The organism is Shewanella sp. HN-41, assembly GCF_000217915.1.
In the GTDB taxonomy this organism is placed as follows: domain Bacteria; phylum Pseudomonadota; class Gammaproteobacteria; order Enterobacterales; family Shewanellaceae; genus Shewanella.
Window position 1 is genome coordinate 13,597 of sequence record NZ_AFOZ01000001.1, and the last position, 14,085, is coordinate 27,681.

Here is a 14,085-nt window from a genome sequence, read left to right on the forward strand (position 1 = left end):
GCTCTGAAGTGATACAAACTGGTACTCGTCGAACGTGCAAAACGGGTCGACGATCTCCATCGCTGGACGGTATTGATAAATGGCACCGAAGGCTATGGTACTGCCGAAGTGACGCAAGGCGACGTCGATAGCCATGAGTTGCCCTCCAAGACCATGGGAGCCATTAAGGTTCTAGGACTGTTTTTTATCGGCGAGTTGATGGATGTTAGCGACGGGTTAGGCGGCATCCGGCGTTGCCGTTGGGCAAGCGGTGTCGCCCATAAGAGTGATAAACTTAAAACATAAACACTCAGTGTCTAGGCTCTGTAATTGATTACTATACCCTTTAGTACACTCAGGATTTATTAGTTAACGACTCATAGCTGTTGATCGTCAACCCCTGTCACTCGTCCTCAAGTTACAGGTCATATCCTCATTGTTGTTCTATCTTTGTCGCGGATGTTTCTGGGGTAGGAGCTAACAACCGCAGCGACTGTGGTTGATCTGCCGAGCGCAATCCTATATCGAGATAACGCGTCGCCTCCGCAAATTGCCCTGTCTCCCGTAGCAGAGGGATTAATGACTCATAGGCTTTAGTGTAGTTTGGGGAAATTTGCAGAGATCGTTTGAAGGCTGCAATCGCATCGAGAGGTTGATGCATAAGAGTCAGCAATTGTCCTTTATAAAACCATGCCGAGTGCATATTTGGCCGCATCGCAATTGCGGCTTCTATACTGGCCAGTGCTTTAGGCCTATCGTCTAATTTGAAGGCTGCTAACCCTAAGTTGTAATAGGTTTCTGGCGTAGCTTCAATGCTGAGGGATCCCTCTAAGGTGGAAATAGCTTCCTTTAATTTGCCTTGTCCGAGTTGCATTATGCCTAAACGGGTCAATACGGCAGGATCCTTAATACCCTGTCGTAGAAGATAGCTTACAGTGTTTTCGGCGCCCTCATATCGATGTAATTTGAGCTCAGAATTCAATAAATCGACATAGGGTACCAGTAAAGGTAATTGATTTTTGATGAGCAAGTTTTTAAGTGCGCTGGTGGCATCTTGGGTGGTCAGTGACCTGAGTGTGGCCGTGGCTCGATAAATTTTGGCTTCATCATTCTTAGGAGGTGTTCCCCAGGGTAAGATGTTTAGCTCTGTGATCACTGGCTCTGTGCGGTGCCTCTCCCGCTGTAATTCCTTGAGATCAAAGGGACCTTTGGCAATACGATGATCCGTCATTGTGACTTTAATGACATCTTGGGTGCGTCGTGTTGGCATATGGCAAGTAACACAGTCACCTTCAGTATCAATAGCTTGCTTATGTAATTGGGATGCTTGTTGATGGCAGTTAAGGCACTTGGCCGAGACCGTCTTACGGAAACTCATCGATTCCGGTTTGATATGGGGATCATGGCAACTAATACAGGCCAACTGTCCCGCACTTTTTTGGTAGCATTGGCTTTGCCAGAAGCGATAACCATGATGATTGATTTCAAATTTATCTTCGGAGCGAGTATCGGCCTCGGTCGTTTCGACATGGACTAAATATTCGGAGAGTTTCTGACCGGGCCGGAAGGAATAGTCACTGCGATCGAACTTCCTCGCGCCCACTATGCTAACCGCGGGTAACATATGGCATTGAAAACAGACCGAATCTCTTTCTTCTGCTGGCAGCCTGCGGGGGTTAATTATCTTGGCTTGTATCTCTTGGCTAGGACGCACATTCAGGGCTGCGCGGATATGATCTGCGCCTGGGCCATGGCAGCGTTGACAGCCAGTGCCTTGGGGGAGTTCCAATGGAAAAAGATGAGGTGCTAAATGATTGTCACTGGCCACCGCGACTTCTGGAAAGGCATTGTGGCAAAAGAGACACTCTCTTCTTACCTGCCGCTGCACACCATAATGGGTTTTATTTTCAAATCCGGGTGACATACCCCATTCATTTGTTTGGGAATACCATCCCAGCGGTAGCATAAATAACTCCCCTAGCTCAGTACGATATAGGTAACTGCGGGCGCGATTCCCCGACCCTAGCACCCAGTCAATGGGGGTCGTAAAGGTATTGATGGGCTTGCCATTGAGGTCTTTTTGATAGCGATAAAAAGTGAGTTTATCGTCATGTTTATCTATACGGTAATAACGCTCAGAAGCGGCGTGGTAAAATTCCTCGCCAAATTTCTCTATCGGTTTAGCATTGGCTGGGAGTGTAAAAGAACGCGCCATCCCCACAGATTGGTAAGACTGGTAAAGATTCATATGGCAAGTGCTACAGGCCCGATCTGGCACATAGCCCGCCGCTGCGCCTGTGGTTGCTTGTATATTGAGTTTTGTTAAGGGATCGGGTGTAGCTAAAGCTAGCTGGGGGATACTGAGCAAGGTTAGCACTATGATTAAAAAGTTAACTCGCACCCTAACTCCCTATTTATGCAGAATATAATTTGAAGCGTTTCCATCCTTTCACAGGGTTGGCTTATTGGTCAAGCTGTATGCGAATGTGAGATGGGTCATCTGACCTTGCCCTAAATGCTGGCGTTGTGATTTTGCCGTATATAGATCATTGCCTGCAAATTATTAATAGCCAAAAGAGTTTAGATATCCCACTCGAGCCCTCCACCGAAGTCATGAATGTCAGTGGCTGGCTCGGCTGATTGAATTTCCAATGGGATCGGGGGTTGGCCCTAGCCAACAATAAGAGTGATAAAATTAAAACAAAGGCTATTTGTACTCAGTAAAGACAATCTTTGGGTTGAGTTTTCTTAATCCATTGTATTGATTTAACAGGTTAAAAATGTCTTCGTTTTTTCTAAATTCAGTACCACTACATTATTCGCACCTGACCAAGTAGATCAACTCGCCCTATCTACCTTGGATAAATGATATGCCTGCCCATCCCTATTTTTAATATAAAACTCTTGATGACTTAAAAATCGATGAATCAGATTTACCTAGTCTGGTTCACGCGTGAACGCGATCATTTTTCATGAGCTTTGGGCTAACAAATCTTTGCCCCAAAGCAAGACAGTTGAGTTATGCGCATTACGCATTAATTGTCATTGCTTCCCCAGTGACACGCCATTAACTCGTCCCTGAGGGCTCTACTAAAACATCCATGTTTTAGAAGGTCACTGGTGCAACAATGCCAATCTTAACTACCCCTCTGGCTGTTCATTCAGCTAAAAAGCTATTGCCCCAAAATAATTTAGAGCAAATACTCATTCACCACCTGTTAATGTGACTTTGCCTTATAAAAAGTTATCTGAAGGTGTGTAGGGATTTTCTGTCGAAATAAATGGCTTTACTGCATTCTAATACATAATTTTTGATTCAAATGACGGACTGGTTGTAAATTGCAAGCGCATGAAATATAGCGCATTATGTGTGGATAAGGTGGCGCACAGGTAGGTTTACACGACTGGAGAGTATTAATGCTTGTAAAGTATTATGGTTTGGTTTTCGATAATGGAACTAATCGTTGGTCACCACGAGTAGAATTTATATCAAACGGTTTATTTCGTATGACTCAGCCTAAATACCTTAATGATAAAGGAAGTGAGGCAAGGCTATGGCCATATTTTAATGAATTTTCACCAGCGGATTATGTATGGGCAAAAAAAGAACATGATAAAATGCAAACCGATCCTTCCTATGTCCCATCAAATGAAGAATTAGAAAACTTCTTCCTAAAACCGTGTGGCTCTCGATTTGGAGACCATTTCCCGCATATGCTAGCTCAAGAAGGCTTCAACTCAATGGAAGATTATGATCGGGAGCAACTTACTCAAGCAGTTGAAAGAGTCAACTCATTTTTAGTTGAGGCATTAAGCTGCCAGTTAGGGGTTTTATCCCTGTCAAAGTCTGATACAAATGAACTTATGTGGACACATTATGCTAGTGAAGGTAAGGGACTAGCTGTTACTTTCAATGAGAGCCATGCGTTTTTCAACCAATTTCCCCCGAAAGATGTTAGTTATACTCCAGATAAAAGAGCTTCTCTTACATATTATAAAGGTATGATAAGAATGAATGGTGCTCCGTTAAAGAACTTCCATGTTGCGAATCTAGGTAATCCATTAGGAGTTATGCAATCATTTAGTCGAAATGGTATTGATGTAGTTGATTTATCGGAACGGCTGCTATATTCGAAAGCCAAACAATGGTCTTCTGAAGATGAAACTCGAATTGTATGCCCTCTAATATTCTGTGACGAAAAAAAAGGACCAGTTAGACAACCAGAATTTGGAGTTGAATTACCTAATGAACTCTCCCTTATGCTTCAAAGTTACTCTGAAATCAATCTCAAACGAATACCGTTTGATGCCTTTGAATCTATCATTTTTGGTTACAGTATGAGTGAATTTGATAAATCAACTATCACTGAGCTGGTAAGGAAAAATGAAAACTTGTCTCACCTAAAATTGCGCGTTGCAAAACACAATATTTATGGCGATATTGAGATCAGTGATCTTGCAGTGTAACAAGATACTTTAACAGCGGAAATTCATCATATTTGAGGTATTATGTTTTATTTATTTCTTGATACTTGTGTTCTTCTCGATATTTCAACGAAAAAGCAAGATCTTCCTTTAGTTTCAGCATTGGAGGAACTGGTTGCAGCAGGCATGGCAAAATTAGTTGTAACAGATCTAGTCGCTGAAGAGTACGAAAGAAATAAAGAAGATGTTGCAAATAAGACTGCAAGACGTCTTTCTCAAGAGTTCAAACAAGTTAAAGATGTTGTAAGAGAGTTTGCAGGCGAGAATCAGGAGCAAACTATTGAGGTATTAAATGATATTCATGCTCGACTTCCTCTTTTGACCGATGCGAACTACACCACAATTCACAGAGTAGAAAAGCTAATAGAGTCGGCTGAACGAATTGGTATTAGTGAGCGTTCAAAAATTGCAGCAGTTCAAAGAGGTTTAGATAAAAAAGCTCCATTCCATATCAGTAAAAACTCTGTAGCTGACGCAGTAATTATTGAGCAATTTCATGAGTTTTCACTGGGTATAGAATCAAGTGATAGCAGTTATTTTATCACTCATAATCACAATGACTTTTCCGCCAAAGATCATAGAAAGCCTCATGCAGACTTTGACAGAATATTTAGTGAAGAAAACGTCTGTTACTTCAACAATTTGATATCAGCAATAAATGCGATCAACGAAGATATTTTAGCAGGTCTTAAGTTTGAGTATGACTATACCGAGGAGACTAGAGGTTTACGTGAAATCCTTGATGTAATGGACGAGTTAGTAGACAAAGTTTGGTATAACCGTCATCAGAACCGAATGTGGAAAATAGAGCATGGAGAAATCGAGGTAGTTCCAGAAGGTACTGAACGCTATGGAAATGATGTGATCCACGAGCATATCCTCGATGGAGCAATAAGAGCAGCTCAAAAAGTCGAAGATATTTACGAGGATACAGGTCCTTGGTCAGACTTCGAGTGGGGAATGATTAATGGAAAGCTATCCGCATTACGTTGGGTGCTAGGTGATGAGTGGGATATGTTAGACACTTAAGTAGACTGCAGAGTTAACAAAGTATTTAAGGTTTCAAAATACTTTTTCTAATCTGATAGAAACGATTTTGGACAATTCCCTAGCTCGCTTTTGTCCCAAAGTGAGCCAGTGAATCTCTCTACACCAGACTGATTCACGCTAACCGCTAAAACCCGTCCCAATCCCTCGTTTGCGGCTATTCTGGGGCGGTTTTTTCCCCATCGAATGAATCAAATCTCTAGAGAACTGATTCAGAGCCAACTTGATCGTAGTGCCTGCCATCCACCAATCTACTTAACCAATCGCCAGTTTGGTTTCTACGTAGCGCAGTTTTGTCACCCTTGGATTAGCAAGAAAGTAGGCCAGCATCAGAGGGCCTAGGCGGCCCATAAACATCATAAAGATGATAATCCCTTGGCCTGCATTCGATAAATTGCCGGTTAATCCGCGGGATAAACCAACTGTGCCCAGTGCAGATATGGCCTCGAAGATGATATCGATTAAGGGTGCTGTTTCGCTTAATACCAGTGCGAAGATGGCCAGCCAAGTGACGCCGATGGAGATCATGGTGAGTGCCAAGGCTTTGCTAATAGTGTCTTTGGGGATTTCCCGCTTAAACACATAAACTGCTTCGTCGCGGCGTAGGTAGCCATAGGTTGCCAAAATCAGCACCATAAAAGTGACCACCTTAATCCCGCTGGCGGTGCTTAATGAGCCGCCACCGATAAACATCAATACCAGCATAAGCAGTGTCGTGCCGTCTTCGAGTTGGTCTATGGCTAATGTATTAAAGCCGGCGGTACGCGGTGTGACTGCCTGAAACCATGAGGCCAACCATTTGCCGAATTCGCTTAAGGGTGCCAAGGTGTTGGGATTGTTGTTCTCAATCAGATAAATCGCAATCACGGCCACGGCGTTGATTATGATAGTGCCTATGATCATCATGCGGCTGTAAACGCTGAGTTTTGACCAACGTTTATTGCGGCGAAGATCTATCCATACCGAGAACCCTAAACCGCCAATGATAAACAAACCTGTGATGGTCAGGTTAACTACGGGATCGGCCACATAGGGCATTAGGCTGTCGGCACTGAGGGCAAAACCTGCGTTATTAAAGGCGCTAATGGTATAGAAAAAACCGTGGAATATACTGATTTTCCAACCCAGCTCGTCGCTCCAATAGACAGATAAAATCAGCATGCCCATGGCTTCGACTAGCAATGAAAACAGCAATACGGCTTTGGCGGTCGAGACTAATGTTGAAGTATCTGTTTGATTAAATGCCTCTTTCGCCACTGTTTGCTGTAGAAAGCCAATCTTACCGCCAAGGGCAATTAGAGTCACAATGGCAAAGGTCATCAACCCAAGCCCGCCGAGTTGAATTAACAGGGCGATGACGATTTGTCCGAATGGGGTAAATACCGTCCCAGTGTCGACCACCACAAGTCCGGTTACTGTTACCGCTGAGGTGGCAGTAAACAGGCTTTGCAACCAAGTGATAGAAGATTCGGTCGCTATTGGCAGTTTGAGTAAGCTAGTGCCTAGGATGATTAGCAGTGCAAAGCTGACGCTTAGAATAAAAGGTGGGGCGCCAAACAGTTTTCTATCGGATCTGGGGTTATGCTCGACTGCCATAATGGAGGGATGCCATTGAACCACCTTACACCAACCTTGGGGCGAGATATTTAAGCTCGCTGCGGCTGCCACAAAGCAGCAAAGCGTCATGGGTCTGTAGTACAAAGCTGCCATCGATCCGGCTAAATACTGCCACATCACGCTTAACCATCACGGCGGCGACTTTGCCCTTAGGATTGCGCTTTATATTGGTTAAGTCGTCTTGTGTGCCATCCTGCACCGAACCCAGTAGTTGGGATACTGTGGTTTGATCTAGGTGGGGTTTAATATGAATTTCAACAATATAAAGCCCATCACCAATGGCGAGAAAGTTATTTACCATGGGATAGTTAAGTGACTGGGCGACACGAATACCCATTTCTTCTTCCGGGTGAATGATACGAGCGACACCGAGTTTAGAGACGATAGTGTGGTGTGCCTTAGTGCTGGCTTTGACCCAAATGATTTCTACACCGAGATTTTTAAGCGCCAAAGTACACAGTAAACTTGACTGCATATCTTCACCAATGGCGACAAGCACGGCTTCACTGTTCGCGAGGTCAAGCTCCCGCAGTGCGGTTTCGTCTGAGCAGTCGCAAATCACGGCTTCGGTTAGGCTTTCAACATATTTTTCAACCATTTTCGGGTCGCTATCGACGCCCGTTACTGTGTGGCCTAGGTGGATCAATTCAAGGCTGGCGGCGACGCCAAATCGCCCTAAACCAATGACCGTAAAATGCGCCATATCCATGTCCTTTATGTTTGTTTGGTGGTATCAAAACGCTTAGTCGTGATGTGTGCTTGTTAAGCGGTAGCCTAAACCAGCTTCTGTCTTAATCAGTTGCTGCTCGTTGCTATCATTGAGTTTTTTACGTAACTGGCTCACTAAGATCCGCAAATAATGGCTATCTTCCTGATGGGTTTTACCCCAGATATTGCGCAGTAATTCGGTTTGTGTGACTAGTTTGCCCGGGTGGGACATTAAGGTTTCCATCAAGGCGAATTCTTTTTTGGTTAGGGCAATTTCTTGCTGTTCTAGCCATAGCTGGTGGGTACTTTTTTGCAGTTTAAGTGGGCCAAAGTGGAGTAAATCCGTTGCCATGGGCTCGTCCACGAGATCGCGGAGTAAGACCTTAATGCGGGCAATTAACTCTCTGATCCCAAAGGGCTTACTAAGATAGTCATTGGCGCCAGCTTCCAATAGGCGGATTTTTTCTTCCTCTTGATCGCGGGCGCTTAAGACTAATACGGGAATTTTGTCCTTCGGACGCAGGGTTTGCAGTAGCTCAATACCATCGCCATCGGGGAGGCCAAGGTCGAGTACGAGTAGGTGTGGTTGCTGTGATTTATATTGTGCTAAAGCCGATGCAATGGATAATGCGCCAATATATTCAAAGCCTTCAGCTTCTAGGGAGATCCGCATAAAAGTGTGGATTTGGGCTTCATCATCCACGACCAAGATTTTGTATGGCATTTATTTCTCGACCTTGTTAATCGGTAGAGCAATGCGGATAAGGCTGCCCTTTGCCACGGGTTCGGCACTGATCTGGCCGCCATGGGCGGTAATGATGCCTTTAGCGACGGCGAGCCCTAGGCCAGCCCCGCCATCCGTAGAGGGATGTTGGCTATAAAAGAGATCAAAAACGGCTTCCCTGCGGGTACTATGCCACACCCCCGATCTTGGATATCCAGCCGCAGCATCTCTTCGTGTCGATATACTTTAACCGTGATCTTTTTATCTTGGGGTGAGTAACGCAGTGCATTGTCCAGTATATTAAAAATAGCCTGTTCAATCAATGAACTGCTGATCATCACCGTGGGAAGGTTGGGTTGGCTCTCGACGACAATCCGAGGTTGGGTAGTGGGGACGCGAGCAATAGCCTGATGTAATACATGGGTGATGGAGTCCTCATCCAAACTGAATTTCAGGGCGCCGTGCTGTAGCTTAGTGGCCTGTAATAGGTTTTCAATATATTGGTGTAGGCGGTGGCTCTCGGTTGCTGCACTATCTATAAGCTCATCTTTTTGCGATTCACTTAGCTTGGACTGGTATTCTTTCAAGGTGGTTAGAGTGCCAATAATGGTGGCGAGCGGTGTACGTAAATCATGGGAGACAGAGAGCAAAATACTGTTTCTTAAGTTTGCCTGTTTAAGCTCATCTTGCTGACGACGATAGTGTTCAGCCAATTTGCTGGTGGTGAGGGCCACGATGAGAAACACGACTAAGTTAAGAATATCCTCAAGATTGAACATCTGTAGCGAATAGCGTGGCGTGGTGAATAAAAAGTTGTAACTGGCAGCCTCGTACACGGCGGAGAAATAGGCGAAGTTAGCGTTACATTGCAACGCTATAAGTACCACTGCAAGCTGCAAAATCAGTAGTACAGCAATCGTTGAGCCTAAAAAGTGATCAATGAAAAAACTGCTAAAAATGGCTGTCACCAACACTGTGCCAGTAAAAAAAGTGGGCTGCGAGCGCCAGTATTGGGCTATTGAAACTGTCTTTGCAAATGTCATGGAATGAATAGAGCCTTGCCGAAATTAGCGTTACTCTAACAAAGGCATTTTTAGATAGCGCGTAAAAAAGTCGTAAAATTTATAATCGAGTGAGAGGCTTATCTTAAATCTGCGGATGTTGATATGGGGGCGTTTACCTGAATATGGCAGGAAACATTTGGCTCAGCATATCGTCTTATACGCGAAGCCAAATGGGAGGCGTTAGCGGATTGATGCTAACGCACTCTTTATTTTAGGGATCTTTTATGTAACCGTTCTCGCTAGCAACTCGCTAAGAATACAGTCGATCACCAAGGGATTGGCGGCGATATTAAACGTTTGCCAACATAGCCGGGGACAGTATCAAAGCGCTTATCTTCGGCTTCCCAATCGGCTTGGGCTTTGGCGATTTCTGCTTTGCTATGGCCGACAAAGTTCCACCAAATACTGACAGGATCAGCCAGTGGTGCGCCGCCAATCAGCAATATGCGACAAGCTGCTGCGAGTTTTACCGTGACGGTTTCACGCAACATCCCCAGATAAGCGAGATCGTTATTATCGAAGCTTGCGTCCTCGATTTGGAATTTGCCTTCGAGCGGCATAAGCCCATATTCGAAGCTAGGGTTGAGGTGTAGGGTTAGCTCTGTGTCTTCTGCGGCAAATAAATCCATGGCAACAATGGGTGAAAAGTGCAATGTGGGTGCCTGCTTATGCTGCCAACTGCCAATTAGTAGGGTGAAGTCGACGCCCGTCTCGCGCCAGGTCGGTAACTCGGGATAATGATCGAATCTCGGAGTGGCATCTTTGTGCTCCAGCGGCAGGGCAATCCATAGCTGCGCCGCGTGCATAGTGGGATGGCCCGGGACTGACTCTTCGGTATGGGCTATGCCATATCCAGCCGTCATTAAATTAACTTGTTTTGGGCGGATCACTTGGGCGCTACCTAGGCTGTCCCTGTGCATGATTTCGCCTTCGAGCATCCAAGTAAAGGTTTGTAGGCCAATGTGCGGATGCGGGCCGACATTCATCAGTGGGCCGTCGGTGACTGGGCCAATATGGTCGAGGAAGCACCAAGGGCCGATAAGACGACGCTCTTTTTGTGGTATTGCCCGTGCCACGGGAATACCGCCGACATCACTGATTTTTGGGGCAATACGTTGGACTTGAATGCGGCCATTTTCAATGGGGCATTCCTTCGGGCCACCATAAAACTGTGCTTGTTGTTCGCTCATATTCGCTCCCTATTCCTTTGCTAGGACACTCAGAGTGTTAGTCTGGGATGCAAAAAGGGTTTAGATCCTATTGCATTCGCGTCGAAGGTTTTAGCTTCGTGTATTCCGGTGGATTTTGCAAATTGATGCAGGGTATGGCCAGGTGTAACTGGGTTATTCGAATCGCCCTTGGATAAATTTAGTTAACCCAATCTAAACGTGAATATGCACTGAGCCGGCGTGTATGTTTCTGGTGATATTCTATTTGGCCCTCGGTTTGGCATTCCCGTGGGCATGTTGTCAGGCCGCATAGATTTCTTATTGATATGGATGACGCGACTTCTATCCCGTGCTTAGTGAGCATGACTGCAGAACCGGCGTAGAGACAAACTCAGCTTTTCTCTTTAGCTAACCATTAAACAAAAAATCCGAAGTCAAATAGCTTCGGATTTTTATTAAACCTCAAACCAAATCTATAAATTTAATGCTTGAATGACTTCAGGATCTTTAAATATTGTTTCGAAGCGTTGTTTATAAATAAGCTGCATTTCGTTTACTATTGCACCACCGGGGATATCATTTTCACCCGTAAAGTTTTTAACAAGCTTCTGATTGCCATTTTCATCGAGAATCATCAGGTCAAGGTTGTACCAAGAATTATCAGATAAGGTGTGGTAGTCATATTTCCATTCATGTAATACAAAAATAATTGATTTACTACCATTCTTGCTCACTTGAGTGACTGTGCTGTCTATACTCATATTCGGTGAGGTTTCAACCGATTCGGCTTTAATCCCTCTTTTACCAAATCCCGCTAAGAGCCTGTTTGTTAAATAGACAGACATGGCTTCATTTGTGGGGGTATTATAAGAGTAAGGAATACCTAAAGCACTTCTGATTAGTCCTTCAAATGCTGGCTTTTTATCATTATTTACTACGTATTCACGCTTATCAATAACCGCAATAGTGAGTGGTTTTTCGGTTGTGCTGAAATTGATCTCAGGGGCTGATTGTTCCGCGGTTAAGATTTGTGCACAACCTGAAAGTAATAACACAGATAGAATAGCGAAGCATTTTGCTGTATTTTTGAACACAATATAATCCTTATATTAAGGTTCGATTTGCCCAGTTTTATGTGGGATAGAACAGATTTTAATTGAAGAAAATAATCAAGTTGGATTAACCATCTAATATGGGTGAACAAATTTTGTTCTATTAATGGTTGGCTAAATCCATTTATCAACTAGTCAAAATATAAAGAAGTGCAAACGTAACATCCTTATATTTATGGGGGAAATTGTAATGAATTGATGCATAACGATCAATTTTAAATATAAATCATGTAACCAATTTCAAATTTTTAGCTTTTAGGCTAAATAATAGTTCAGAATTGTAAATTATTTGATAGATAGGAACAGGGTGGCTCTCAACACATAGGAGACGCGTTCTGGGTATAATTAGGCGCAATTATTTAGGAGGACTATTGTGTCGTTTTTGTGCTCTATCCGCACCAAATTTACCTGATAAAAACGTCAAATTACGTTAATGTAAAACCAGCCCTTGATGAGTGTGACGTTTATGAAGAGATTACTGATAGTTATCTTAGCCTTAGGTCTTGGCGCTTGTGCTAGCGCGCCAGAACCTAAGCCTGTGCTAAAGCAAGTTGAACCCATCTCCGTGTGGAACGATGGCAATATCGCCGAACTGCATTCCGAGTGGCGCGGCGTGCCCTATCGTTTGGGCGGCGGCACTAAAAAAGGGATCGATTGCTCAGCCTTTGTATCGGTCGCTTACCAAAAAATGCTGGGCATGACTCTACCGCGTACGGTTGAGGAACAACAAGCCCTAGGGAAGCCCGTGTCCCGCAACCAATTGCGTAAGGGCGACTTAGTGTTTTTCAAAACGGGTTGGAGCACGCACCATGTCGGTATCTATGTGGGAGACGATAATTTTCTCCATGTTTCCACTAGCCAAGGGGTGAAAATTTCAAGCTTGCTCAATAGTTATTGGGCGTCTAAGTATTGGAATGCGCGACGAATTTAAGTCGTGTACTATTTGCGCTGAGCCGTATTTTTGTGGCCCTATTCGATATCCAGGATATAAGCATGACAACAACAAAACACTGGACCCTAAAGAGCATAGCCAACGAGTTGGGTGTCTCTAATGCCACAGTTTCTAACGCGTTTAATCGTCCCGACCAATTATCGGAAAAACGTCGCAACGAAATTTTAGCGGCTTGCACTAAGCTCGGCTATTTTGGGCCAAATAAAGCGGCTCAATCCTTACGCAAGGGCAAGTTTGATACAGTCGCCTTGGTACTGTCGGACAGTGTGGAATATATGGTGTCCGATCCCGTCGCCAGTAAATTTATGAAGGGTGTCGCGTCCGTCTTGGAGCAAGAAAAGCTCAATTTGCTACTGTTTTCGGGCAGCTCAGACAGCGTAAATGCGGTGGCCGACTTTGTGGATGGTTTTATTTGTTATGGTCGCCCGCGCAATGCGCTGTTGGCCGAGCAGTTAAAGCGGGTTAAAAAGAAGGTCGTCACAGTCGATTTTGATATCCACCGCAATGCTTCTGTGAGCATAGACAATAAGTTAGCCGCCTATGAAGTGGCGAAACTGGCATTGCATTCACCCGCGGACAATGTGGCCATTTTGGGGTTACGTTTGCTCGATACCCACTTAACTTGCCGCGTGTATGACTTGAATTTGCTCGAGATAGATATGTCTATTGCCCACCAACGATTGCAGGGTTATTTGCAAGCGATTGAAGAAGCTGGCGTTGTACTAGGGCAGGATAGGATTTGGAATATCCCCGAGAGCAATGCCGATTATGCGGCGATAGCGGCAAAAGAGGCACTGAACTCGACTCCGCGCCCGAATGTATTTCTATGCATGAGTGACTTAATTGCCTTGAGTGTACTCGGTGAGGCGCAGGCCATGGGGCTGAAGGTTCCCGAAGATGTGCGAGTCGTGGGCTTTGATGGCATAGATGAAGGCACACGTTCAAATCCGCCGTTAACGACCGTCTACCAATACTCAGAGCAGAAGGGGCGAACGGCGGCGCAAATGTTTGTTGCTGGTGCCGTGCATGCAGAAGTTTTAGGCTATGAACTGCGCCTCGGTAAGAGCTGTTAGCATCTCATTTTGTCTAGTCCTGAAATAAGTTGACACTTATTTCCTTTAAAACGCCTGATGTACTTCATCGGGCGTTTTGTATTTTTAAGGCCAGATGCGGCCGTTTGCGATTATATATCGCCACCGACTCTGCAACCATTTTCCTCGCCTCCCTT

The 14,085-nt window shown here is 44.7% G+C and carries 10 protein-coding genes and 3 pseudogenes; 5 read left to right on the top strand and 8 right to left on the bottom strand.

Annotated elements, in window-relative coordinates; genetic code table 11:
• Positions 1–15: 15 nt before the first annotated feature.
• Positions 16–285: pseudogene (locus tag SOHN41_RS00070) on the top strand (aminoacetone oxidase family FAD-binding enzyme); the annotation flags it as partial.
• Positions 286–412: 127 nt separating this feature from the next.
• Here SOHN41_RS00070 and SOHN41_RS00075 read toward each other — a convergent pair.
• Positions 413–2,380, bottom strand: coding sequence for a tetratricopeptide repeat protein (locus SOHN41_RS00075; RefSeq protein ID WP_007644016.1), 1,968 nt, complete (start codon positions 2,378–2,380; stop codon positions 413–415).
• Positions 2,381–3,396: 1,016 nt separating this feature from the next.
• On the opposite strand from SOHN41_RS00075, the gene SOHN41_RS00080 reads away from it, so the two are divergent.
• Together SOHN41_RS00080 and SOHN41_RS00085 are read left to right on the top strand one after the other, a co-directional pair.
• The gene (locus SOHN41_RS00080; protein WP_007644025.1) at positions 3,397–4,446 is read left to right on the top strand and encodes a DUF2971 domain-containing protein; all 1,050 of its coding nucleotides are present in this window, start codon (positions 3,397–3,399) and stop codon (positions 4,444–4,446) included.
• A gap of 42 nt (positions 4,447–4,488) precedes the next feature.
• Positions 4,489–5,493 (top strand): PIN domain-containing protein, encoded by a 1,005-nt coding sequence (locus tag SOHN41_RS00085; protein WP_007644026.1) that lies wholly within the window; start codon positions 4,489–4,491, stop codon positions 5,491–5,493.
• Between the two features lie 273 nt (positions 5,494–5,766).
• Here the strand turns inward: SOHN41_RS00085 and SOHN41_RS00090 are convergent, their stop codons facing one another.
• The 6 genes and pseudogenes from SOHN41_RS00090 to SOHN41_RS00115 form a co-directional block, all read right to left on the bottom strand.
• Positions 5,767–7,131, bottom strand: coding sequence for a TrkH family potassium uptake protein (locus SOHN41_RS00090; protein ID WP_037457664.1), 1,365 nt, complete (start codon positions 7,129–7,131; stop codon positions 5,767–5,769).
• A 1-nt stretch (position 7,132) separates the two neighbouring features.
• Positions 7,133–7,831 (bottom strand): potassium channel family protein, encoded by a 699-nt coding sequence (locus SOHN41_RS00095; RefSeq protein ID WP_007644029.1) that lies wholly within the window; start codon positions 7,829–7,831, stop codon positions 7,133–7,135.
• A 39-nt stretch (positions 7,832–7,870) separates the two neighbouring features.
• The gene (locus tag SOHN41_RS00100) at positions 7,871–8,560 is read right to left on the bottom strand and encodes a response regulator transcription factor (protein WP_007644030.1); all 690 of its coding nucleotides are present in this window, start codon (positions 8,558–8,560) and stop codon (positions 7,871–7,873) included.
• Positions 8,561–9,603, bottom strand: a pseudogene (locus SOHN41_RS00105) (sensor histidine kinase).
• Between the two features lie 287 nt (positions 9,604–9,890).
• Entirely contained in the window at positions 9,891–10,814 is a 924-nt protein-coding gene (locus tag SOHN41_RS00110) for a pirin family protein (RefSeq protein ID WP_007644032.1), read from the bottom strand.
• A gap of 452 nt (positions 10,815–11,266) precedes the next feature.
• On the bottom strand, positions 11,267–11,887 hold the full coding sequence (locus tag SOHN41_RS00115; protein WP_007644034.1) for a hypothetical protein: 621 nt from the start codon (positions 11,885–11,887) through the stop codon (positions 11,267–11,269).
• 484 nt (positions 11,888–12,371) lie between these two features.
• Between SOHN41_RS00115 and SOHN41_RS00120 the strand changes: the two genes are divergently transcribed.
• Positions 12,372–12,836 (top strand): NlpC/P60 family protein, encoded by a 465-nt coding sequence (locus SOHN41_RS00120; RefSeq protein ID WP_007644036.1) that lies wholly within the window; start codon positions 12,372–12,374, stop codon positions 12,834–12,836.
• Positions 12,837–12,898: 62 nt separating this feature from the next.
• A complete protein-coding gene (locus SOHN41_RS00125; RefSeq protein ID WP_037457665.1) occupies positions 12,899–13,930 on the top strand; it encodes a LacI family DNA-binding transcriptional regulator in 1,032 nt (343 codons plus the stop codon).
• 45 nt (positions 13,931–13,975) lie between these two features.
• On the opposite strand, the pseudogene SOHN41_RS20005 reads toward SOHN41_RS00125, so the two are convergent.
• A pseudogene (locus tag SOHN41_RS20005) lies at positions 13,976–14,085 on the bottom strand (integrase core domain-containing protein); the annotation flags it as partial.